The 21,997-nt window shown below is 68.8% G+C and carries 19 protein-coding genes and 1 tRNA gene; 4 read left to right on the top strand and 16 right to left on the bottom strand.

Annotation, left to right across the window (positions count from 1 at the left end; all coding sequences use genetic code 11):
* Window positions 1–195 precede the first annotated feature (195 nt).
* Genes ASC87_RS01085 through ASC87_RS01075 form a run of 3 tightly spaced genes read left to right on the top strand, consistent with a single transcriptional unit; the run spans window position 196 to window position 4,372 of the window.
* The gene (locus tag ASC87_RS01085; RefSeq protein ID WP_056655252.1) at window positions 196–1,551 is read left to right on the top strand and encodes an amidase; all 1,356 of its coding nucleotides are present in this window, start codon (window positions 196–198) and stop codon (window positions 1,549–1,551) included.
* On the top strand, window positions 1,551–2,888 hold the full coding sequence (locus ASC87_RS01080) for an FAD-dependent oxidoreductase (protein WP_056655247.1): 1,338 nt from the start codon (window positions 1,551–1,553) through the stop codon (window positions 2,886–2,888). Before ASC87_RS01085 ends, ASC87_RS01080 begins: the two co-directional genes overlap by 1 nt.
* Window positions 2,885–4,372, top strand: coding sequence for a bifunctional ADP-dependent NAD(P)H-hydrate dehydratase/NAD(P)H-hydrate epimerase (locus tag ASC87_RS01075; protein WP_056655244.1), 1,488 nt, complete (start codon window positions 2,885–2,887; stop codon window positions 4,370–4,372). Before ASC87_RS01080 ends, ASC87_RS01075 begins: the two co-directional genes overlap by 4 nt.
* Window positions 4,373–4,375: 3 nt before the next feature.
* Here ASC87_RS01075 and rnr read toward each other — a convergent pair whose 3' ends face one another.
* Window positions 4,376–6,625 carry a ribonuclease R gene (gene rnr / locus ASC87_RS01070; protein WP_235582009.1) on the bottom strand — a complete coding sequence of 750 codons (2,250 nt, stop codon included), beginning with the start codon at window positions 6,623–6,625 and terminating at the stop codon, window positions 4,376–4,378.
* Between the two features lie 25 nt (window positions 6,626–6,650).
* Between rnr and ASC87_RS01065 the strand changes: the two genes are divergently transcribed.
* Window positions 6,651–6,735 (top strand) — tRNA-Leu (locus tag ASC87_RS01065).
* Window positions 6,736–7,133: 398 nt separating this feature from the next.
* Here ASC87_RS01065 and ASC87_RS01060 read toward each other — a convergent pair.
* From ASC87_RS01060 to rlmN, 15 genes are all read right to left on the bottom strand, one after another.
* Complete coding sequence (locus tag ASC87_RS01060) at window positions 7,134–7,655, bottom strand: phosphoribosyltransferase (RefSeq protein ID WP_056655237.1); 522 nt, start codon at window positions 7,653–7,655, stop codon at window positions 7,134–7,136.
* A 19-nt stretch (window positions 7,656–7,674) separates the two neighbouring features.
* Window positions 7,675–9,006, bottom strand: a complete 1,332-nt coding sequence (locus ASC87_RS01055) for an adenylosuccinate synthase (RefSeq protein ID WP_056655233.1) — start codon at window positions 9,004–9,006, stop codon at window positions 7,675–7,677.
* 60 nt (window positions 9,007–9,066) lie between these two features.
* Window positions 9,067–10,230, bottom strand: coding sequence for an ATP phosphoribosyltransferase regulatory subunit (locus ASC87_RS01050; RefSeq protein ID WP_056655230.1), 1,164 nt, complete (start codon window positions 10,228–10,230; stop codon window positions 9,067–9,069).
* Between the two features lie 157 nt (window positions 10,231–10,387).
* On the bottom strand, window positions 10,388–10,585 hold the full coding sequence (locus ASC87_RS01045) for a DUF2065 domain-containing protein (protein ID WP_200954275.1): 198 nt from the start codon (window positions 10,583–10,585) through the stop codon (window positions 10,388–10,390).
* A gap of 13 nt (window positions 10,586–10,598) precedes the next feature.
* On the bottom strand, window positions 10,599–11,480 hold the full coding sequence (hflC, locus tag ASC87_RS01040) for a protease modulator HflC (RefSeq protein WP_056655226.1): 882 nt from the start codon (window positions 11,478–11,480) through the stop codon (window positions 10,599–10,601).
* A 21-nt stretch (window positions 11,481–11,501) separates the two neighbouring features.
* Window positions 11,502–12,824 (bottom strand): FtsH protease activity modulator HflK, encoded by a 1,323-nt coding sequence (gene hflK, locus ASC87_RS01035; RefSeq protein WP_082568280.1) that lies wholly within the window; start codon window positions 12,822–12,824, stop codon window positions 11,502–11,504.
* Window positions 12,825–12,826: 2 nt separating this feature from the next.
* Complete coding sequence (hflX, locus tag ASC87_RS01030; protein WP_235581997.1) at window positions 12,827–14,098, bottom strand: GTPase HflX; 1,272 nt, start codon at window positions 14,096–14,098, stop codon at window positions 12,827–12,829.
* A gap of 34 nt (window positions 14,099–14,132) precedes the next feature.
* Window positions 14,133–14,375, bottom strand: a complete 243-nt coding sequence (hfq, locus tag ASC87_RS01025; protein ID WP_056655222.1) for an RNA chaperone Hfq — start codon at window positions 14,373–14,375, stop codon at window positions 14,133–14,135.
* 98 nt (window positions 14,376–14,473) lie between these two features.
* Window positions 14,474–15,820, bottom strand: coding sequence for a ribosome biogenesis GTPase Der (gene der, locus ASC87_RS01020; protein ID WP_056655218.1), 1,347 nt, complete (start codon window positions 15,818–15,820; stop codon window positions 14,474–14,476).
* Between the two features lie 16 nt (window positions 15,821–15,836).
* Window positions 15,837–16,979, bottom strand: a complete 1,143-nt coding sequence (gene bamB / locus ASC87_RS01015) for an outer membrane protein assembly factor BamB (protein ID WP_056655215.1) — start codon at window positions 16,977–16,979, stop codon at window positions 15,837–15,839.
* Window positions 16,979–17,644: a tetratricopeptide repeat protein gene (locus ASC87_RS01010; RefSeq protein ID WP_056655212.1), complete on the bottom strand. Its 666-nt coding sequence runs from the start codon at window positions 17,642–17,644 to the stop codon at window positions 16,979–16,981. The genes bamB and ASC87_RS01010 overlap by 1 nt, the downstream gene beginning before the upstream one ends.
* 99 nt (window positions 17,645–17,743) lie before the next feature.
* Window positions 17,744–19,039 carry a flavodoxin-dependent (E)-4-hydroxy-3-methylbut-2-enyl-diphosphate synthase gene (gene ispG, locus ASC87_RS01005; protein ID WP_056655209.1) on the bottom strand — a complete coding sequence of 432 codons (1,296 nt, stop codon included), beginning with the start codon at window positions 19,037–19,039 and terminating at the stop codon, window positions 17,744–17,746.
* Between the two features lie 34 nt (window positions 19,040–19,073).
* Entirely contained in the window at window positions 19,074–19,982 is a 909-nt protein-coding gene (locus ASC87_RS01000) for a helix-turn-helix domain-containing protein (RefSeq protein WP_056655205.1), read from the bottom strand.
* Window positions 19,975–20,808 (bottom strand): type IV pilus biogenesis/stability protein PilW, encoded by an 834-nt coding sequence (gene pilW, locus ASC87_RS00995; RefSeq protein ID WP_056655202.1) that lies wholly within the window; start codon window positions 20,806–20,808, stop codon window positions 19,975–19,977. Before pilW ends, ASC87_RS01000 begins: the two co-directional genes overlap by 8 nt.
* Entirely contained in the window at window positions 20,805–21,965 is a 1,161-nt protein-coding gene (gene rlmN / locus ASC87_RS00990) for a 23S rRNA (adenine(2503)-C(2))-methyltransferase RlmN (RefSeq protein WP_056655854.1), read from the bottom strand. Before rlmN ends, pilW begins: the two co-directional genes overlap by 4 nt.
* Between the last annotated feature and the right edge of the window lie 32 nt (window positions 21,966–21,997).

Genomic DNA, 21,997 nt, shown 5'->3' with positions numbered 1-21,997 from the left:
TTCTAGAATCCGGCTTGAATTGAAAGCCTCTGTTTCAGCAGCGTTTCGTTTGAAACAACCGCCTGGCAGGGTGCATTCAACACCTTTCAACAACCGGATTCGCGATTTCGCAGGATTGCGGTTTCACCGGGACCCCCGACATGGGCGCCCTCAGATAAACCCGTAGAGTGTAGCACGGCCTTCGACCCTTTCTCCATGACCCATGACCTGAGCGCTGCGCGCGAAGCCATCCTCCTCGGCCGCGAAAGCGCCACGGGTGCCCTGGCCCGCAGCACCCTGGCGGCCGATGCCGCCCCCAACACCCACACCTACCTCCAGCGCTTCACCGGTCACGCCGAAGCCACCGCCGCCGCCATCGACCTGCAACACCGCGCCGGCATCCCGCTGCCGCCGCTCGCCGGGCTCGCCGTCAGCATCAAGGCCCTGTTCGACGTGGCGGGTTTCGCCACCACGGCGGCCTCGCTCGCATTGCGCGGCCGCGCCCCCGCCACGGCCGACTGCCCCGCCGTGGCCCGCCTGCGCCGCGCCGGCGCGGCCCTGACCGGCCACACCCACATGACCGAGTTCGCGTTTTCGGGCGTGGGCATGAACCCGCACCACGGCACGCCGGCCAACCCGGCCACGGCACGCCTCGACGCCGAACCGCGCATCCCGGGTGGCTCCACGTCGGGCGGGGCCGTATCGGTAGCCACCGGCGCGGCCTGGGCGGCCCTCGGCTCCGACACCGGCGGGTCCATCCGCATCCCCGCCGCGCTGCAGGGCCTCGTGGGATTCAAGAACACCGCCCGGCTCACCCCCACCGATGGCACGGTGCCGCTGTCCCCTACCCTTGACACGGCCTGCGCCATCACCCGCTCCGTGCGCGACGCCGTGCTGCTGCACGAGGTGCTGGCGGGCCGCACCGTGCGCCTGGCCGGCCGCCCGGTGGCGTCGTTGCGCCTGGCGGTGCCGGCCACCACGATGCTCGACGGGCTCGACACCACCGTGGCCGCTGCGTTCACGCGCACGCTCGAGCGGCTTCGCGCGGCCGGGGCGCGCGTCGACGAGATCGCGCTGGCCGAACTCGCGGAACTGCGCGCGCTCAACGCAATGGGCGGCTTCCCGGCCGCCGAGGCATGGGCCTGGCACCGTCCGCTGCTGGCCCGGGCCGAAAACCAGTACGACCCGCGGGTGGTCTCCCGCATCCGCCGCGGCGAGACCATCTCCGCGGCCGACCACCTCGACCTGATCGCCGCCCGCCGCGACTGGATCAGCCGCGTGGGCACAAAACTCCAGGCGTTCGACGCGATGCTGTCGCCCACGGTGCCCGTCGTGGCACCGGCCATCGCGGCGCTGTCCACCGACGAGGCCTTTTTTGCCGCCAACGCGCTGCTGCTGCGCAACCCGTCGGTCGTGAACTTCCTCGACGGCTGCGCGCTGTCGCTGCCCTGCCATGCCCCGGACGAACTGCCCGTGGGCCTGATGGTGTGGGCGCCGGCGCTCGCCGACGACACCGTGCTCGACGTCTCGCGTGCCATCGCCGACACCCTGTCTGCCGGAGGGGCCGCCTGATGCGGGTCGCCGTGATCGGCGCGGGGGTGATCGGGGTCACCACCGCCTATGAACTGGCGGCCGACGGCCACGAGGTCGTCGTGTTCGAGCGCCGCGGCAGCGTGGCCGTGGAGGCCAGCTTCGCCCAGGCGGGGCTCGCGTCGCCGGGCGCCGTGGGCCCCTGGGCGGGGCCGGGGGCCGCCGGCCAACTGCTGCGCAGCCTGTTCGACCGCCACAACCCATGGCGCATGCCACCCAGCGCCTGGGGCTGGATGTGGCGCTGGTGGCGTGCCGGGCAGCCCGCGGCGCACCGCACGAACCAGCTGCGCATGCAGCGGCTGGCGGCGTACAGCCGGGAACGCCTGCACGGCCTGGCGGCCAACCTGCAACTCGACTACGAACGCAGCGACGGCCACCTCGTGCTGCTGCGCACCCGCAAGGAGCAGGAGCAGGTGCAGCCCGCCCTTGCCCTGCTGGCCGAACAGGGCATCCGCTTCGACACGCTCGACACCGCGCAGTGCCATGCCGTCGAGCCGGGCCTGAACACCGAAACACCCCTGCACGGCGGCATCCACCTGCCCGGTGACGAGGTGGGCAACTGCCGGCAGTTCGCGCTGCTGCTGCGCGCCGAGGCCGAGCGGCTGGGCGCGGAGTTCCGCTTCCACGCCACGGTGCAGGCCATCGAGCCCGGCAAACGCCCGCGCCTGACGGTCGTGCACTCGTCCCACGAGGAAACCACGAGCAGGCTGACCTCCCATGGCGACACCCCGGCCGTGCCGGCATTCCAGCCCACGGTGCCCATGAACGAACCCATCGACGAGACCTTCGACGCCGTGATCGTCTGCGCGGCGCTCGGCTCGAACGCCCTGCTGGCCCCGCACGGCCTGAAGCTGCCGATGGCCGCGGTATTCGGCCAGTCCGTCACCACCCCCATCCGCCACCACGAGGCCCACCCCGACATCGGCCCCCGCTCGGCCGTGACCGACCACCGCCACCGGGTCGTGATCAACCGGCTGGGCTCGCGGTTGCGGGTGTCCGGCGGCACCCGGATGGGTCATGCCGCGAAAGGCCGCCAGCAGGACGAACTCGCTCGCCTCTACAAGGTGCTCGACGACTGGTTCCCCGGCGCGGCGCGCCTGAGCCAGGCGCAACGCTGGAGCGGGGCCCGGCCCATGCTGCCCGACGGCCCGCCGGTGATCGGCACGAGCGGCATCGCCGGGGTGTGGCTGAACCTCGGCCACGGCGGGGCCGGCTGGGCCATGGCGTGCGGTTCCGCGCGCCTGGTCGCCGACACCCTCGGGGGCCGCCCGCCCGCGGTCGACACCGACGGGCTGGGCCTGGAGAGGCTGGCACGATGACCGGCCCGGCGCGCCTGCAGCCTCCGGTGCAGTGCGTGCCGCTGTTCGGGCGCGAGGCCACGCGGCGCATCGAACAGGCCGCCCAGGCCTCCCACCCGCCGTTTGCGCTCATGGCGAGGGCCGGCGAGTCGGTTGCCCGGCTGGCCCGGGCCATCGCGCCCCATGCCCATCGGGCCTGGATCGCCTGCGGGCCGGGCAACAACGGTGGCGACGGCCTGGAGGCCGCGGTACACCTCCATGCCCAAGGCCTCGACGTGAGCGTCACGCTGGCCGCAGACCCCGCCAACCTGCCCGCCGACGCCCGCATCGCACACCAGCGGGCCCTCGCCGCCGGCGTGCGGGTGTCGGTCTCGCTGCCCGCCCATCCCCTGGCCCCCGGCGACCTGGCCATCGACGCCGTGCTGGGCGTCGGCAGCACCCGCGCACCCGGCGGCGCACTCGCCGCGTTGATCGCCCGGCTGAACGCCGCCCCGTGCCCGGTGCTGGCCATCGACCTGCCGTCCGGCCTCGACGCCGACACCGGCCAGCCGTTCGGCCCGGCGTGCGTCGAGGCCACGCACACACTGAGCCTGCTGACGCTCAAGCCGGGTCTTTTCACCGGCGCAGGCCGCGATCACGCGGGTGACGTGTGGTTCGACGACCTGGAGGTGCCAGCCGGCGCCGAACCACCCACGGCCTGGCGCCCCGCACCACCCCAAGGGCGGCTCCGCCGGCATGCCCAGCACAAAGGCAGCTTCGGCGACGTGCTGGTGGTGGGGGGCGGGCCCGGCATGACCGGTGCCGCGGTGCTGGCGGCCCGAGCGGCCCACGCTGCCGGCGCCGGGCGGGTCCACGTGGACTTGCTCGACCCGTCAGCCCTCACCCACGACCTGGTGCGCCCGGAACTGATGTTCCGGCCGGCCGCCCGCCAGCACGACCTGCCGGCCCACGCCACGGTGGTGGCCGGCTGCGGCGGCGGCAGTGCCATCCTGCGGGCGCTGCCCCGCCTGCTCAGCCAGGCTGAACGGCTGGTGCTCGACGCCGACGCCCTCAACACCATCGCCGCCGACACCGCATTGCAGGCCCTCCTCGCGGCCCGTGGCCCGCGCGGGCACGGCACGGTGCTCACGCCCCACCCGCTCGAGGCCGCCCGGCTGCTCGGCACGGACACGGCCACCGTGCAGCACGACCGCCTGGCAGCCGCCCGGCTGCTGGCCCGGCGGTTCCAGGCCGTGGTGGTGCTGAAAGGATCCGGCAGCGTGGTGGCCGCCCCGGGCGAGGCGCCGTTCATCAACCCCACCGGCAACGCCGCGCTCGCCACGGCCGGCACCGGCGACGTGCTGGCCGGCTGGATCGGTGGCCTCTGGGCCCTGGCCGGCGGAGAACCCCTGGCACCCGCGTGCCACGGCACGTGGCAGCACGGCGAGGCGGCCGACCGGTGCCTCACGACACCGTTGCGGGCGGCGGACCTCGTCGAGGCCCTGCACGCCCTGTCGCGCCGTTGAGGCTCAGCGCCGGCGTGGCGCCTTGCTGGGTGCCCCCTTGCGGGCGGCCGACTTCGCCGCCTTCACCGGGTGGCCCGCCACGGACGCCTTGCGGGCCCGCGTGGCGGCCTTCACGGCACGATCGGTCTCCTTGACGTTCGCCAGCTCTTCAGCCGCGCTGGCGGCCTTCTCCACCCCTTTCTCGCGGCCGCGCGCACGCGGGGCCGGTGTCGTGTCCTCACCCTCCTTGACCATGCGGAAGTCGATCTTGCGTCCATCGAGGTCGACGCGGATCACCTGCACCCGCACGCGTGCGCCCACGGTGTAGCGCACGCCGGAGCGATCGCCGCGCAGCTCCTGGCGCACTTCGTCGAACCGGTAGTACTCACCGCCGAGTTCGGTGATGTGGATCAGCCCCTCGACGTACAGCGCGTCGAGTGTCACGAAGAGCCCGAAGCTGGTCACCGCCGTGACCGTGCCCCCGTACTCCTCGCCGAGGTGCTCGCGCATGAAACGGCACTTGAGCCACGCCTCGACGTCACGCGAGGCCTCGTCGGCGCGGCGTTCGTTGGCGCTGCAGTGCGCGCCCGTCACTTCCCATTGTTCGGCCTCGGCGCCGGCGCCCTTCCTGGCCTTGGCCGGCGTCTCGATCGCGCCGGTCAGCAGGCTGTACCGCTTGCTGTGGAGCAGCGCCTTGATCACGCGGTGCACCAGCAGGTCGGGGTAGCGCCGGATGGGGCTCGTGAAGTGCGTGTAGGCCTCGTACGCGAGGCCGAAGTGGCCGCTGTTGGTGCCGGTGTAGATGGCCTGCTGCATGGACCGCAGCAGCATGGTGTGGATCTGCTGCGCGTCGACCCGGTCCTTCGTGGCCGCGGCAATGGCCTGGTACTCGCCGGGTTTCGGGTCGTCGCCGATGGACAGCCCCAGGCCGAGTGCCTTCAGGTAGTTCTGCAGCAGCGTCTTTTTCTCGGGCGTGGGACCCTCGTGCACCCGGTACAGCGACGGGTGCTTGCTGGTGGCGATGAAGTCGGCCGAGCAGACGTTCGCCGCCAGCATCGCTTCCTCGATCAGCTTGTGGGCCTCGGTGCGGGTGCGCGGCACGATCTTCTCGATGCGGCCGTTTTCGTCGCAGACGATCTGGGTCTCGGTGGTCTCGAAGTCGACCGCGCCGCGGCGCGCCCGCTCTTTCAGCAGGGCCCGGTACACCTCGTGCAGGTTCAGCAGGTCGGGCACCAGGTCCTTGCGGCGCGCGGCCTCGGGGCCCCGCGTGTTGCCCAGGATGGCCGCCACCTCGGTGTACGTGAACCGCGCGTGCGAGCAGATCACGGCCGGGAAGAACTGGTAGGCCTGGATCTCACCCGCCTGCGTGATGAGCATGTCGCACACCATCGCCAGCCGGTCCTCGTTCGGGTTGAGCGAACACAGGCCGTTGGAGAGCTTCTCGGGCAGCATCGGGATCACGCGGCGCGGGAAGTACACCGAGGTGGCCCGCTCGTACGCGTCCTCGTCGATGGGCTCACCCGATTTCACGTAGTGGCTCACGTCGGCGATGGCCACCACGAGGCGCCAGCCTTCGAACGCCGACTTGCCGCGCCCAGTCTTGATGGGTTCGCAGTACACCGCGTCGTCGAAGTCGCGTGCGTCTTCGCCGTCGATGGTGACCAGCGGCACGTCGGTGAGGTCGATGCGGTCCTTGCGGTCGGCCGGGCGGATCTTGTCGGGCAGGCCGGCGGCCTGCGACAGCGTCTCGGCCGAGAACTGGTGCGGCACCTCGTACTTGCGCACGGCGATCTCGATCTCCATGCCCGGGTCGTCGATCTCACCCAGCACCTCGGTCACGCGGCCCATGGGCTGCGAGTACAGCGACGGCGGTTCGGTGAGCTCGATGGCCACCACCTGCCCTGCCGTCGCGTTCGCGATGGCGTTCTTCGGCACCATGATGTCCTGGCCGTAGCGCTTGTCTTCGGGTGCCACGAGCCAGATGCCGCTTTCGTGCAGCAGCCGGCCGATGATGGGCGACTTGCGGCGCTCGATGATCTCGACCACCCGCCCCTCCGGCCTGCCCTTGCGGTCGTAGCGGACGATGCGCGCCTTCACGCGGTCGCGGTGAAGCACCGCGCGCATCTCCTGCGGCGAAAGATAGAGGTCGGGCTGGCGGTCGTCGCGGACCAGGAACCCATGTCCGTCGCGGTGACCTTGCACCGTGCCTTCGACTTCATTCATCAGCTCCGTGCCGATTGTTGAAGAAGATTGTTGCGTGGTAGATTTTTTGATGATAGAATCCAAGACTTCCTGAAATGCCCAGGTGGCGGAATTGGTAGACGCACTAGTTTCAGGTACTAGCGGGTAACACCGTGGAGGTTCGAGTCCTCTCCTGGGCACCAAAGCATTGCAAGCCCTGCGCGAAAGCGCAGGGCTTTTTGCTTTGTGCGGCGGCCTTGTCACACAAGAGCGGCAACAAAGGCGCACACAAGAGCGCACGACGCAGCAATGCCGCAGGCGTGTTCGTGTGAAGACCAGGGAGAAGCACCGAACCCGATGCGCGCGCACCGAGGGCGAAGCGGCGCGCGAACGCGCGCCGGGCGAAACAAGGCCGCGACGAGGCGCCTTGCAGAACGGGTGAAACGAAACACAAGCGGGCCGGCAGGCTGCCGGACCGCGGACGAAGCAGCCCGTCTCGGGGCTGCCCAACGAGGCGATCAGCGCGAAACGTGACCGGTCCCTCTTCGTTGTTCATCGTGAAGGCCTGCAGAGTGCGGGCCTTCATTATTTCTGCGTTTGCTCAAATCGCAAACTTCTTGGCCAGGCCGTCGGGCCGGAGTTCGTCGTATTCCTCGAACGGCTGGTGGATCCACGGGCTGGTGGGCAGCAGTTCGACGTAGTAGTCCGGCGTGTACGTGGACACTCCCTTGGTCCAGATCACCGCCGAGCGCAGCTCGGAGATGGCGGGCATGCCCCGCAGGCGATCCACCACGGCCCGCAGCGTCACGCCCGAGTCGGCCAGGTCGTCGACCAGCAGCACGCGGCCGGCCAGCTCGCCCTTGGGCAGGGTGATGTACTTGGCCATGTCGAGCCGGCCCTGGATGGTGCCCGCCTCGGCGCGGTACGAGCTGGTGGACATGATGCCCAGCGGCTTGTCGAACACCCGGGAAAGCACATCGCCCGGGCGCAGGCCACCGCGGGCCAGGCACAGGATCTGGTCGAACTGCCAGCCGGACGCGTCGACCTTGAGGGCCAGGCGTTCGATCAGCATGTGGTATTCGTCCCAGGAGACGTAGAGGTGTTTGCCGTCGTCGGTGAGCATACTGCGGGGTCCTTGGGGTTCAGCTCTGGTACGGATGGCGCAACAGGATGGTGTGGTCGCGGTCGGGGCCGGTGCTCACCATGTCGATCGGCGCGCCGATCAGCTCCTGCACACGCTCGAGGTAGCGGCGCGCGTTGAGCGGCAGCGCATCCCACGACGTGATGCCGAACGTCTTTTCCGTCCAGCCCGCGTACACCTCGTAGATGGGCTTGCAGGCCTCGATGTCGTCGGCATCGAGCGGCAGGATGTCGAGGCGCTTGCCGTTGAGCTCATAGCCCACGCACACGTTGATCTCGTCCAGGCCGTCCAGCACGTCGAGCTTGGTGATGCACAGGCCCGAGATGCCGTTGATGATGACCGAGCGCTTGAGCAGCGCGGCATCGAGCCAGCCGCAGCGGCGCGGGCGGCCGGTCACGGTGCCCCGTTCCTGGCCCACGGTGGACAGGTGGTAACCCACGGTGCCCGGCGTGTTCCAGTCGAGTTCCGTGGGAAACGGGCCGCTGCCCACGCGCGTGGTGTACGCCTTCGTGATGCCCAGGATGTAGTGCAGCAGGTCCGGGCCCACGCCGGCACCGGCGGCGGCGTTGCCGGCCACGCAATTGCTGGACGTGACGTACGGGTATGTGCCGTGGTCGATGTCGAGCAACGTGCCCTGTGCACCCTCGAACAGGATGTTGGCGCCCTGCTTGTGCGCGTTGTGCAGCGCGTAGCCCACGTCGGCCAGCATGGGCTTGATCTGCTCGGCCACCTTCATGGCGTGGTCGAAGATGGGCTGGAACTCGAGCGCCTCGGACTTCAGGTAGCCAGTCAGCGCGAAATTGTGCAGCTCGAGCAACTCGCGCAGCTTCCTGGCGAAACGCTCGGGGTGCTTCAGGTCCTGCACGCGCAGGGCGCGGCGGGCCACCTTGTCTTCGTAGGCGGGGCCGATGCCCTTGCCCGTGGTGCCGATCTTGCCGGCGCCGCTGTCTTCGCGGAGCGCCTCACGGGCCTTGTCGACGGCCACGTGGAACGGCAGGATCAGCGGGCAAGATTCGCTGACGAACAGGCGCGAGCGCACTTCGAGGCCGATGGCCTCCAGGCGTTCGATTTCGCCGAGCAGGTGGGTGGGATCGACCACCACGCCGTTGCCGATGTAGCAGTTGACACCGTCGCGCATGATGCCCGAGGGGATCAGCTGCAGCGCGGTCTTCACGCCCTTGATGACCAGCGTATGGCCGGCGTTGTGACCGCCCTGGAAGCGCACGACGGCCTGCGCGTGGTCGGTCAGCCAGTCGACGACCTTGCCCTTGCCTTCGTCACCCCACTGGGTGCCGACCACGACCACGTTGTGGCCGCTGCGTTTTTGATGCATGACTTTGATTCCGGTTCGAGAAATGGAATGCGAGGACCCGTGGCGCGCTCAGAGGGTGACTCAGAGCGCGCGCACGAGCCATTGACCGTTCGAGGCGACCAGTTCGCGGTCGCAATCGAATTCCTGGCCTTCGTGTTCGTGGCCCGGCAGCACGCAGACGACGGACTCGCCCTGCTCCCTGAGCTGGCGGATCGCCTGGCGCAGCGCGGCGTCTTCGCCCCACGGCGCGCGGATGGCCGGGCGCAGCGGGTGCACCGACGCCAGCACCACCAGTTGCTTGAGGTCGGTGCTGAATCCGACCGCCGGCCGGTTGCGGCCGAAGATGGCGCCAACCTCGTCGTAGCGGCCGCCACGCACCAGCGCATCGCTGGAGCCGGCCGCGAAGATCGCGAAGCGGGCGCCGCTGTAGTACGCGTAGCCGCTCAGGTCGGCCAGGTCGAAGCCGATGCGCACGTCGGGGTAGGCGGCGCGCAGGTGCTGGGTGAGCCATTGCAGGTCGTCCAGCGCGGCCTGGATGAGCGGGCGGGCCGGCAATTCGCGGCGGGCGGCGGCCAGCACGTCGTCGCCACCGTACAGGCGCAGCAGGGCCAGCACCGCGGCGCGCGACTCGGCCGGGAAACCCGTGGTCAGTGCGTCGAGTGCGGGTTGATCCTTGGCGGCCAGCGCGGCGTAGACGGCGTCGCGCGTGGTGGCGTCGAGTGTCACGTCGGCCAGGGCGCCACGCACGATGCGGGCGTCACCCAGGTCGAGCGTGAGCTTCTTGACGCCAGCGCGCTGCAGCGCATCCAGCGCGATTTCCTGGACTTCCAGGTCGGCCTCGAGGCCGGCATGGCCGTAGATCTCGGCGCCGAACTGCAGCGGCTCACGGGTGCCGTGCAGGCCTTCAGGCCGCGTGTGGAGCACCGGGCCGCAGTAGCACAGGCGCGTCACGCCCTGGCGGTTCAGCAGGTGGGCGTCGATGCGCGCCACCTGGGGCGTGGTGTCGGCGCGGACACCGAGGGTGCGGCCGCTGAGCTGATCGACCAGCTTGAAGGTCTTCAGGTCGAGCGCACTGCCCGTGCCCGACAACAATGAATCCAGATGCTCCAGCAGCGGGGGCATCACGAGTTCGAAACCATAAGCCCGCGCCCCGTCCAGCAGATCGCGGCGGAGTTCTTCGATGCGCCGCGCCTGGGAAGGCAGGACGTCAGCGATGTGCTCGGGCAGCAGCCAAGCAGACGACATGTGAAATGACCGGGGGATTAAAAAACAGATTGTACAGGGTGGATGCCGGCCCCCCAGTCGCTTTCGCTCCTGCCCCCGAGGGGCGACCCCGGGTCGGCCGGCGGAGCCGGTCCTCGCGGGTGGCTGGATCTGGCGCTTCGCTTCGCTTGCTTCGGGGTTAGCGCCAAAGGGCCAGCAGGAGGATGCCGGCGACCATGCTGCCCAGGCCGAGGAAGCGGATCTGGCCGTCGGACAGGCGGGTCGCCATCTCGAAGATGCGGCGCCACAGCTTCGGGTTGACGAAGGGCATGAGCCCTTCGAACACGAGCATCAGCGCGAAGGCGCCGATGAGCAGGTCGCTCAGCGAACCGTCCATCGGGCCTGCGGCTTTACTTGCGGCTGCCGGAGGCGCCTCGCAGGGCGCTGAAGAAGTCGGTGTCGGGGTCGATCACCATCACATCCGACTTGCTGCGGAACGTGGCCTTGTAGGCATCGAGGCGGCGGTAGAACTGGGCAAACTGCGGGTCGCGGCCGAACGAGTCGGCGTACAGCGCCGAGGCCTTGGCATCGCCATCGCCCATCACCTTCTGGGCGTCGCGGAAGGCTTCGGCCAGGATCACGTCGCGCTGGCGTTCGGCGTCGGCCTTGATGCGTTCACCCTCGGCCTGGCCGGTAGCGCGCACCTCGGCCGCCACACGCTTGCGTTCCGAGTCCATGCGCTGGTACACGGCCGTCGTGATGTTGGCGGAGAAGTCGACACGCTTGATGCGCACGTCGACGATCTCGATGCCGAACGACTTGGCTTCGTCGGACAACCGGCTCTTCACGCCCTGCATCACCAGCTCGCGATCGGTGGCCAGCATGGCTTGCACCGTGCGCTTGGTCACCTCTTCGTTGAACGCAGCCTGCACGATGGGGCTCAGGCGGCTCTCGAAGTTGCGCATGTCGGCCGCGCCATTGCTCAGGATGAATTCCTTCGGGTTGATCAGGCGCCACTTGATCAGCCAATCCACCACCAGGCTCTTCTTCTCGGCGGTGAAGATGGGCCGGGTCTCGGGGCTGTCGAGCGTCTGCACGCGGCGGTCGAGGAACACCACGTTCTGCACGGGCGGCGGCAGCTTGAACTTCAGGCCCGGCTCGCTGATGACTTCCTTGAACTCACCCAGCGCGTAGATCACGGCGAACTGCCGCTGGTCCACGATGAACAGGCACGACGATGCCACCATCAGCGCCACCAGGGCGCTGGCCACATAAAAACCGATGCGATTCATGAGTCTTGTTCTCCCGTCCGCTCAGCGGCTTTCCCGGTCACGGCTGCGCTGGTTGTCACGCGAGCGGCTGTCGATGTTGTTGCCGAGCACGCTCGGTGCCGGATCAGGCACCGGCGCGGCCGGTGCGGCACCAGCGGCTGCCGGGACGGCGGCCGTCTGGGCAATCAGCTTGTCCAGCGGGAGGTACAGCAGGTTCGAGTTGCTCTTGGTGTCGATCATCACCTTGGTGACGTTCGAGTACACGGAACGCATGGCGTCCACGTACAGGCGGTCACGCGTGACGGCCGGCGCCTTCTGGTACTCGGTCAGCACCTGGTTGAAACGTTCGACCTCACCCTCGGCCTCCGCGATCACGCGCGACCGGTAGCCTTCGGCCTGCTCCTTCAGGCGCGCGGCATTGCCCTTGGCGCCCGGGATCACGTTGTTGGCGTACGCCTCGGCATCGTTCTTGGAACGTTCACGGTCGGCGTTGGCCTTGGTGACGTCTTCGAATGCGCCTTGCACCTGTTCCGGCGGCTGCACGCTGCCCACGTTGACGTTGACGATCAGGATGCCGGTGTTGAGGCGGTCGAGCTGGGCCTGCAGGGACTTCATCAGGTCGGTGGCGATGGCGTCGCGCTTCTCGTAGAGCACGTCGTTCATCAGGCTGCGGCCCACGATCTCGCGCACGGCCGACTCGGCGGCCTGCACGACAGCCGGTTCCGGATCGCGGTTCTCGTAGAGGAACGCGCGGGCATCCTTCAGCCGGTATTGCACCGTGAAGCGGATGTCGATGATGTTTTCATCCTGCGTGAGCATCGACGATTCGCGCAGCCCCGTGCTTTGAGCCACGCTGTTGCGGCCGATCTCGACGGTGCGCACCTGCGTGAACGCGACGATCTCGTGCGCCTGGAACGGGTACGGGAAACGCCACGTGAAGCCGGCGTTGGCCGTGTGGTCGTACTTGCCGAATGACGTGACGACGGCCTGCTGGCCTTCCTGCACGATGAAGAAGCCGCTGCCGGCCCAGATCAGCACCACGACACCGGCGATCAGGCCGATGCCGACCCCCGCGTTGCGCATGTCGGGCTGGAAGTTGTTGCCGCCGTTGCCCGGGCCCGTGGGCCGCGGGCCGCCGCCCTTGCCGCCAAAGAGGCCGCTCAGGCGACGGTTGAAGTCGCGCCACATTTCTTCCATGTCGGGCGGGCCGTCGCCGCGGTTGCCGTTGTTCAGGATCGGCTCGGCGCGCCCGCTCAGGCGCCAGCGTGCTTGGGTCGCCAGGCCGGCAATCAGCGCCTTCAGCGCCGTTGCCACACCGGTGGCCCGGGCCGTGAGGCGGTCAGGCGATGAGGAAGATCGGCTCATGGTCATTGTGGTTGTGATGGGTGATGTTCCCCGGACGGCTCGATGAGCTCATCCGAAGGCGCCGAAGACGGTGCAGTTTGCACCGCCGCTTGTTCCGCCGCTTGCGCCGCAGGGTCCCAGATGGAGGACGTATGCATCGAGTTCAAGTGGGCCGGCAAGGTTCCCGCCGCCGCTGAAGCAAGCAGCCCGCGCAGTTCCGCCATGCCCCGCCCCTGCAGCGCGCTGACGAACACACGCGGCACGCGCACACCCCCCTCGAGCTCGAGGACGTCGGTGAGCTCGTGGGGCTGGCGGGACGGATCGAGGTTGTCGAGCTTGTTGTAGACGAGCACCTGCGGGATGTCACCCGCACCGATGTCGCGCAACACACGCTCGACCTCGGCGATCTGTTCGCCGATCACCGGGCTCGACGCATCGATCACGTGCAGCAGCAGGTCGGCGTCGGCCGCTTCCTGCAACGTGGCCTCGAACGCGTCGACGAGCTTGTGCGGCAGGTCGCGGATGAAACCCACGGTGTCGGACAGCGAGACCGACCGTGCCGCCTCTTCGATGTAGAGCTGGCGCGTGGTGGTGTCGAGCGTGGCGAAGAGCTGGTCGGCCGCGTACGCGCGGGCCTTCACCAACACATTGAACAGGGTGGACTTGCCCGCGTTGGTGTACCCGACGAGCGAGATGCGGAACGTGCCGCTGCGCTCGCGCGCGCGCCGCTGCGTGCCACGCTGCTTCTTGACGCGGACCAGCCGCTCCTTGACCGACTTGATGCGCTCGCCGATCATGCGGCGGTCGAGTTCGATCTGGGCTTCACCCGGGCCACCACGGTTGCCGATGCCGCCGCGCTGGCGCTCCAGGTGGCTCCAGCGGCGCACGAGGCGGGTGGACAGGTACTGGAGCCGGGCCAGCTCGACCTGCAGCTTGCCCTCGTGGCTCTGCGCCCGCGCCGCGAAGATCTCGAGGATCAGCATGGTGCGGTCGGCCACGGCCACGCCGAGGTGCCGTTCCAGATTGCGCTGCTGGGCAGGCGACAGCGCCTGGTCGAACAGCACCGCTTCGGCGCGGTGCCCCTCGACGAGGGCCTTGATTTCATCGGCCTTGCCCGAGCCCACGAAAAACGCGGGGTCGGGTGCCTTGCGGCGGGCGGTGATGCGCGCCACGGGCAGGTCGCCGGCCGATTCGGCCAGCAGGGCCAACTCGTCGAGGCTGGCGTCGAACGGCGAATCGCCGCCGAAGTCGACCCCGACCAGGATTGCCCGAGGAAGGTCAGCCGCAGCAGTCAAGGTGCGATGGTTCCCGGCGGAGGCGGCCTGGGCGTCAGGCCTGTTCAGGGGCGTCCGCCGTGCTGAAGTTGACCGCACGGCCCGGCACGACCGTGGAGATGGCGTGCTTGTAGACCATCTGGGTCACGGTGTTGCGCAGGAGAACGACGTACTGGTCGAAGGATTCGATGTGGCCCTGCAACTTGATGCCATTGACGAGGTAGATCGAGACCGGTACGTGTTCCTTGCGGAGAAGGTTCAGGAACGGGTCTTGGAGGAGTTGGCCTTTGTTGCTCACGATATGCTCCGTGTTTGAGAGAACGAGCGATGAGAGAGGGAGGAGACTGCACGTTAACACAGTGATGCGCTGCACCAACCCGGTTTGCGCAATGGACCTCAGTCTTTGTCGGTGAACGGGTTCTGCGACGACTTCATTTCGATGCGCAACGGGGTACCGCTGAGCTTGAAGTGTTCGCGGAAGCGCCCTTCCAGGTACCGCTTGTACACCGCCGTGACGTGTTCCAGCGAGTTGCCGTGGATCACGATCACCGGCGGGTTCATGCCCCCCTGGTGCGCGTAACGCAGCTTCGGACGGAACGCGCCGGCCCGCTTGGGCGTCTGGGCCTCCACCGCCTCGTGCAGCAGGCGGGTGAGCACCGGGGTGGTCATCTTGCGGAACGCCGAGGCATGGGCGTCGGCGATGGATTGCCACACGGGACCCAGGCCCTGGCGGCGAATGGCTGAGATGCGCAGCACCGGGGCGAACTTCAGGAACGCCAGCCGCTGGGCGATGGAGCGCTCGAGCACTTCGCGCTGGTAGTCGTCGATGGCATCCCACTTGTTGACGGCCAGCACCACGGCGCGGCCGCTTTCCAGGATGTACCCGGCGATGTGGGCGTCCTGCTCCGACACACCCTGCGTGGCGTCGAGCAACAGCAGCACCACGTTGGCGTCGGCAATGGCCTGCAGCGTCTTGACCACCGAGAACTTCTCGATGGCCTCGAACACCTTGCCCTTGCGGCGCAGCCCGGCGGTGTCGATCAGCTCGAATTTCTGGCCGTTGCGCTCGAACGGCACCGTGATGGCGTCGCGCGTGGTGCCCGGCATGTCGAAGGCCACCAGCCGTTCTTCACCGAGCCAGGTGTTGATCAGCGTGGACTTGCCCACGTTCGGGCGGCCGGCCACGGCCAGGCGGATGGGCTTGTCTTCTTGCGGGGCGGGTTCCTCGCCCTCATCCTCGTCTTCGTCGAAGAAGAAGTCGGCCAGCACCACGTCCAGCAGGCTTCGGATGCCCTGCCCGTGCGCCGCGGAGATGGGGTGCGGCTCGCCCATGCCGAGCTCGTAGAACTCACCGAGCAGCGGCGATTCGGCCATGCCCTCGGCCTTGTTCACGGCCAGGAACACCCGCTTGTTCACCGAGCGCAGGTAGCGCGAGATGTCGTGGTCCTGGGCGGACAGCCCACTGCGCACATCGACGACAAACACCACCGCATCGGCCTCGGCCACGGCCTGGCGCGTCTGCTTGGCCATTTCCTTGACGATGCCGGTGGAGCTGTCTGGCTCGAAACCGCCGGTGTCGACCACGATGAATTCGCGGTCCCCCAGGCGGCCGTCGCCATAGTGGCGATCGCGGGTGAGGCCGGAAAAGTCCGCGACGATGGCGTCGCGGCTCTTGGTCATCCGGTTGAACAGCGTGGACTTGCCGACGTTGGGTCGACCGACCACGGCAATGACGGGTTTCATCAGATCAGGCTCCGGTTCATTCGGACCGGAAAGCGTACAAACCGCCGCCGCTGGTCACCACGAGCGTGACATTGCCCGCCCGTGTGGGGGCCACGACGATGGCGCTGCCATCGGTGGCCTGGCGTGCCACGGCCGTGCCGCTGTCGCGGCCGAACCAGTGCACGTACCCTTCGCTGTCGCCGAAGACAACGGACAGGCCCGCCATCACCGGGGACGACAGCCCACGGTACAGCAGGCTGTCACCTGACCACGCGACGGAACCGTCGACGGTGCGCCAGGCAGTGATGCGGTCGATGTTGTCGGCGCCCACCACCATGCGGTCGTCGCCGGCCACGCCATCGCTGCCGGAGGCATTGCGGCTCCACATCGAGGTGCCACGTTCAGCGTTCACGCAACCCACGGCCACCTGGAACGCGCGCACGCAGACCTGTTCGCCGAAGCGTGCGCCCGGCCCAACGAGGTCGGCAAGGCGCTCCACTTCGTTCGTGCCCCGCGGCGACGCCACGGTGGACTCCCAGCGGACCTGTCCGTTCAGCGGATCGAGCCCGGCGAGCTTGCCGCCCTGCCCCACGAGCAAGGTGTCCCGGAACGGCTGCAGCACACTGGCTTGCGACAGCGTCAGCGCGTCGCCCGGCTTCTGGTACGTCCACAGCTTGCGGCCGTCGAAGGCATCGAACGCGTTCACGGTGCGGTCCACCGACACGACAAAGACACGCTCGCCGGCCACGAGCGGCGACGTCACCACACGCGACGGCAGGGTCTTGCGCCAGGTGACCACGCCCTTGTCGAGCACGACAAGCTCGTTGTCGCGCGTGACCACGGCCGCGATGCGGCCGTCGCTGCCAACACCGGCGGACAGCTTGGCGTCCACGTCGGCGCGCCACACCTGCGCGCCATTGGCGGCGTTCAGCGCGAGGACGGTGCCGTCATCACTGGCCACCGTGTAGGTGCCATCGTTCACGGCCACGGCCAGCGGGAAGCTCACCGAACCGATGCTCTGGTTCCAGGCCTGGGCCACCACCAGCTTGGCCTCGAGCGGCGCGAGCGGCGTGGGATCGGGTTTCGTGGGGCCACCCCAGCAGCCAGCCAGCGCCATGGCCACCAGACCGGCCAGGCTCCATGCGCCCGCCTGGCGGCCCGTGCGGGAAACAGCCGCCATCATGTGGCCGCCTTCGCAGGGGCTTCCGGCGCCGCACCCAGGGCGGTCAGCTTGGCCTCGACGAGGCGGCGGTACTCGAGGCGGGAGTCCATGCCCTTCCAGGCCTGCTGGTACGCAGCCTTGGCTTCCTCGGTCTTGCCTTGAGCGGCGAGGATGTCGCCACGGCGATCGGCCACCAGGGCCACGAACGACGGGGCGTCGGCGCTGGCGAGCTGCTTCAGCGCCTCATCGGGCTTCTTCTGGTCGAGCAGCACGCCGGCCAGGCGCAGGCGGGCGATGGTCTTGTACTCGGCCTCGGTGGCGTGTTCGGCGGCCCAGGTCAGCGTGGCGACGGCCGCGTCGGGCTGGGCCTTCTCCACCTGCACCTTCGCGGCCAGCAGCGCGCCCTGCTGGGCGAAACCCGTGGCCGGGAAGTGCTCCTTCAGGTCGCTGAAGACACGGCTGGTTTTCTCGACGTCACCGGCGTTGGCGGCACGGTCCAGTTCGTCGTACAGCAGGCCGGCCTTGCCGGCTTGCTCACGCTGGCGGTTCTCCCAGAGCTGGTAGGCGGCAAACGCGCCCAGCACCGCGATCAGCACCCAGGTGATGAGGTTGCCGTACTTCTTCCAGAATGATTTGAGCTGGTCGAGCTGTTCTTGTTCTTCGAGGTCGAGTTGCGTGGCCATGGTGGGAGCTTTCAGACGAAGGCGAGATTATGCGTCGAGCCGCGAGGGCCGCTGCAGGTGTTGGGCGGGCAGCCGGTGCAAGACCGGCCTGCCAGCAGGTCAGGCCGGTTGACCCTCGGATCGGGTCGCCGTTCCGTAGCGTTTTTCGATGTAGTTTTCGACGAGGGCCTGGAACTCCTCGGCGATGCGCTCGCCGCGCAGCGTCAGGGCCTTCTCGCCGTCGATGAACACCGGCGCGGCCGGGGCCTCGCCGTTGCCGGGCAGGCTGATGCCGATGTCGGCGTGTTTGCTTTCGCCCGGCCCGTTGACGATGCAGCCCATCACGGCGACCTTCATCTTCTCGACGCCGGGGTAACGCGCGCGCCACACAGGCATCTGCGCGCGCAGGTAGTCGTCGATGGACTTGGCCATCTCCTGGAACGTGGTGCTGGTGGTGCGGCCGCATCCGGGGCAGGCCGTGACACTCGGGTTGAACGAGCGCAGGCCGAGCGACTGGAGGATCTCCAGCGCCACGACCACCTCCTGCGTGCGGGCCTCGCCCGGCTGGGGCGTGAGCGACACGCGGATGGTGTCGCCGATGCCATCCTGGAGCAGCAGCGCGAGGGCCGTGGCCGACGCCACGGTGCCCTTGGTGCCCATGCCGGCCTCGGTGAGCCCGAGGTGCAGCGCATGGTCGCAGCGGCGCGCCAGCGCGCGGTACACGGTGACCAGGTCCTGCACTGCCGACATCTTGCACGACAGGATGATGTTGTCGGGGTTCAAGCCGAGCTCGACCGCACGCCGGGCCGACTCGATGGCCGACGTGACGATGGCGCGGTACATGATCTGCTGCGGCTCGAACGGCTCGGCACGCCGGCCGTTCTCGTCCATCATGCGCGCGAGCAGTTCCTGGTCGAGGCTGCCCCAGTTCACGCCGATGCGCACGGCCTTGTCGTGCCTGGCCGCGATCTCGATCATCTGCGCGAACTGGCGGTCGCCCTTGTCGCCCTTGCCCACGTTGCCCGGGTTGATGCGGTACTTCGACAGCGCTTCGGCACAGGCCGGGAAGTCGGTGAGCAGCCGGTGGCCGTTGTAGTGGAAATCGCCCACGAGCGGCACGTCGACGCCCATGCGGTCGAGCTGCTCGCGGATGTGCGGCACGGCGGCGGCGGCCTCGGGCGTGTTGACCGTGATGCGCACCATCTCCGAGCCGGCCACAGCCAGCTCCTTGACCTGGATGGCGGTCTCGATGGCATCGACCGTGTCGGTGTTGGTCATGGACTGCACGCGGACCGGGGCACCACCCCCGAGCGTGACGATGCGGGAGCCCCAGCGCACAGTGGCCTGGCGCGAGGCGCGCTGGGCCGGGCGGGCGGGTTCGATGAAATCGTCGAGGGCGGATGCTGCGTCTGACATGGTGCGTGCTGCCGTGAAGGGGCGCGAGGCCGGCTTACTTGAGTTCCAGTTTGGCCACGTTGTCACGCGAGGTGACCGGGGCGAGATCAACCCCTTCGCCCTTGTACGTGACCCGCGTGGCGCTGGCGTTGCCGATTTTGAGCCGGAGCGGTGAAGTCCCGTCGAGGCCGACGGTTTCTCCGGGTTGGAGCATGCGCGAGAACAGCACCACGCCGCGACGGTCGATCACTTCCACCCAAGATTCCGAGGTGGTGCGCAGCTGCAGCGCGCCGGCCACCGGTGCCGTGGCCGCGCCCGACGGCGCGGACGCGGCGGGTTCGGCGCCCGCTTCGGCCGGCGCGGAATGCACCGTCACGACGGCGGCGGAGGCGCTCGCGTCGGGGCTGACCACGGGCACGGTGGCATCGCCCACGGTTTCGGTGACGGTAGTGGACGCCGGTTCGCTGGCGGCAGGGGCTGACGCCGACGGCGCAAACCGCAGCCGCTCGCCGATCCAGCTGCCCGGCAGCACGTACACCACCACCGCGAGCACGACGAGCGCGATCGCGCCCAGGCGCACCGGGTTCTTCAGGAACGAAAAATCGGCGGGGAGCTGGCGGCCGGGACGGTCACGGAACGGCTCATTGAGGCCGCGGCTCATGCGCTCGAGGCCCTTGTCGACCGACGCCGGCAGCAGCGCGAGCACCGGCGCCGGGTCGATCTTCAGCGTGCGGCACACCGTCTGGGCCAGCGCCCGGGTGAACGTGGCGCCGGGCAGTTCGTCGAACCGGTCGGCCTCCAGCAGTTCGAGCTTGCGAGGCGTGACCTTGATGGACGTGGCGAGTGCCGCGATATGCAGGCCGCGGGCCTGGCGCGCCTGGCGCAGCAGGCCGCCGGCCGTGGCGGGCGCTGTGCCCGGGGCCGGTTCCGGCGAGATGTCCGGTTGGGACAGCGGCTCACTCATCGAAGGCGCCCCTGTCGAAAGCCAGCGATTCGCGGGACTTGGGGAAACGGTTGCGCAAGCGCAGGCCGAACTCGTTGACGCCCTGGTCGTTGCCGAGCTTGCGCTCGATGCGCGCAGCGAGCCACAGGGTCTGCGCGTTGGAGGTGTCGTCGGTCTGGTTCACGCGGCGGATGTAGAAGCGGGCACGCTCGAAGTCGCCCCGGCGAAGCAGCACTTCGGCCAGGTTCACGGCAACCACCGGGTTGCTCGGGTCGAAGTCGTAGGTACGCTTCAGCGTGGCCTCGGCCTCGGCCAGATTGCCCGAACGGGCCTCGCACACGCCCTGGGCGAGCATGGTGCGCAACGAGCCGAGGTACTGCGGCAAGGCGAGCGCCTGGCCGAACTGCGTGGCCGCTTCTGGGAATCGGCCGCGCTGGCACAGGTGCCAGCCGTAGTTGTGCATCGCATCGCCATCGCGCGGGTTGATGGCGAGGGCCCGGCGGAAACTTTCTTCCGCCAGGTCGTTGTCGTTCATGCGGGCGTAGATCAGGCCACGCAGGTTGTAGGCCTCGGCGAAGTTCGGGTCGATCACCAGCACCTGCTTGACCTCGTCGAGGGCCGTGGGCAACTGGCCGCGGGAGAAGTACGCGGTGGCGAGTTCCATGCGCACGCGAGCGCGGCGCGAGGTGCTCGTTTCGTCGGACGCCGTGGCGCGGTCCTTGGACGGTTCACCGAGCGGCGGCGGGGTGCCCGGAGCGGGAGGCACCTGCACGCATCCGGCGGCAAGGGCCGCCAGGAACACCCAGCAGGCTGCGAGAGAGAAGGACCTCGGGCGCTCACACGTCATGGGCGATTTTCCTTGGGGGGAACGAACGGGGCGGGATCGGCATCGCTCGGCGAGCGGTGCACGCGGATCGGCGCACGGGTCATGCGCTTGCTGGCATTGGTACGATCCTGCACCTCGCCGGCGAGCTGCCCGCACGCAGCATCGATGTCGTCGCCGCGCGTCTTGCGCACGGTGGTGACCACGCCAGCGTCGAGCAGTACCTGGGCGAACGCCGTCACCCGCTCGCGCGGCGAACGGGTGAGACCGGATTCGGGGAACGGGTTGAACGGGATCAGGTTGAACTTGCAGGACACCTGCTGGCTGATCTTCACGAGCGCGCGGGCGTGTTCGGGCAGGTCATTGACGCCGTCGAGCATGCAGTACTCGAACGTGATGAAGTCGCGCGGCGCGGCGTCGAGGTAACGCTCGCAGGCCTCGAGCAGTTCGGCGATGGGGTACTTGCGGTTGAGCGGCACCAGGTCGTCGCGCAGCGCGTCGGTGGGTGCGTGCAACGACACCGCGAGGGCCACGGGGCAATCGTCGCGCAACCGGTCGATCATGGGCACGACACCCGAGGTGGACACCGTGACGCGGCGGCGCGACAGGCCGTAGCCGTGGTCGTCGAGCATGGTGCGCAGCGCCGGCACGAGTGCCGAGTAGTTCTGGAGCGGCTCGCCCATGCCCATCATCACCACGTTGTCGATGGCGCGCTCGCCGGGGGCGAGCTTCAGGCGCTGGCGCAGGTGGTGTTCGGCGAACCACAGCTGGGCGATGATCTCGCCGGTGGTGAGGTTGCGGCTGAACCCCTGGTGACCGGTGGAGCAGAAGCGGCAGCCCACGGCACAGCCGGCCTGGGACGACACGCACAGGGTGCCGCGGTCGGTCTCGGGGATGAACACGGTTTCCACCGCGTTGCCGCCGCCCACGTCGAACAGCCACTTGATGGTGCCGTCGGTGGAGGCCTGTTCACTCAAGATGTCGAGGGGCTTGACCTGGGCCACGCCCGCGAGCTTGTCGCGCAGCGATTTGGCGAGGTCGGACATGGCGGCAAAGTCGGCCGCGCCCTTCTGGTGGATCCAGCGGAAAAGCTGGGTGGCGCGGAAGCGCTTTTCCCCGAGCTTTTCGCAATACGCGGCCAAGCCGTCGAGGTCGTAATCGAGGAGGTTGGCCGGGGTCATGATCATGGGGTCCTCGCGCAAGACATCAGCAA

Origin of the sequence: Rhizobacter sp. Root1221 (assembly GCF_001425785.1) — a bacterium.
Lineage (GTDB): Bacteria > Pseudomonadota > Gammaproteobacteria > Burkholderiales > Burkholderiaceae_C > Rhizobacter.
This window is presented reverse-complemented; position numbering and strand designations above follow the sequence as displayed.

What these genes read in the sequence shown, in the direction of transcription:
- ASC87_RS01055 (WP_056655233.1), bottom strand. Translation starts at nt 9,006, where the DNA reads ATGCATCAAAAACGCAGCGGCCACAACGTGGTCGTGGTCGGCACCCAG.
- hflK (WP_082568280.1), bottom strand. Translation starts at nt 12,824, where the DNA reads ATGAGCCGATCTTCCTCATCGCCTGACCGCCTCACGGCCCGGGCCACC.
- ASC87_RS01000 (WP_056655205.1), bottom strand. Translation starts at nt 19,982, where the DNA reads ATGAGTGAGCCGCTGTCCCAACCGGACATCTCGCCGGAACCGGCCCCG.
- ASC87_RS01050 (WP_056655230.1), bottom strand. Translation starts at nt 10,230, where the DNA reads ATGTCGTCTGCTTGGCTGCTGCCCGAGCACATCGCTGACGTCCTGCCT.
- ASC87_RS01045 (WP_200954275.1), bottom strand. Translation starts at nt 10,585, where the DNA reads ATGGACGGTTCGCTGAGCGACCTGCTCATCGGCGCCTTCGCGCTGATG.
- rlmN (WP_056655854.1), bottom strand. Translation starts at nt 21,965, where the DNA reads ATGACCCCGGCCAACCTCCTCGATTACGACCTCGACGGCTTGGCCGCG.
- ASC87_RS01010 (WP_056655212.1), bottom strand. Translation starts at nt 17,644, where the DNA reads ATGGCCACGCAACTCGACCTCGAAGAACAAGAACAGCTCGACCAGCTC.
- hflC (WP_056655226.1), bottom strand. Translation starts at nt 11,480, where the DNA reads ATGAATCGCATCGGTTTTTATGTGGCCAGCGCCCTGGTGGCGCTGATG.
- bamB (WP_056655215.1), bottom strand. Translation starts at nt 16,979, where the DNA reads ATGGCGGCTGTTTCCCGCACGGGCCGCCAGGCGGGCGCATGGAGCCTG.
- ASC87_RS01085 (WP_056655252.1), top strand. Translation starts at nt 196, where the DNA reads ATGACCCATGACCTGAGCGCTGCGCGCGAAGCCATCCTCCTCGGCCGC.
- ASC87_RS01080 (WP_056655247.1), top strand. Translation starts at nt 1,551, where the DNA reads ATGCGGGTCGCCGTGATCGGCGCGGGGGTGATCGGGGTCACCACCGCC.
- ispG (WP_056655209.1), bottom strand. Translation starts at nt 19,039, where the DNA reads ATGTCAGACGCAGCATCCGCCCTCGACGATTTCATCGAACCCGCCCGC.
- der (WP_056655218.1), bottom strand. Translation starts at nt 15,820, where the DNA reads ATGAAACCCGTCATTGCCGTGGTCGGTCGACCCAACGTCGGCAAGTCC.
- ASC87_RS01060 (WP_056655237.1), bottom strand. Translation starts at nt 7,655, where the DNA reads ATGCTCACCGACGACGGCAAACACCTCTACGTCTCCTGGGACGAATAC.
- ASC87_RS01075 (WP_056655244.1), top strand. Translation starts at nt 2,885, where the DNA reads ATGACCGGCCCGGCGCGCCTGCAGCCTCCGGTGCAGTGCGTGCCGCTG.
- pilW (WP_056655202.1), bottom strand. Translation starts at nt 20,808, where the DNA reads ATGACGTGTGAGCGCCCGAGGTCCTTCTCTCTCGCAGCCTGCTGGGTG.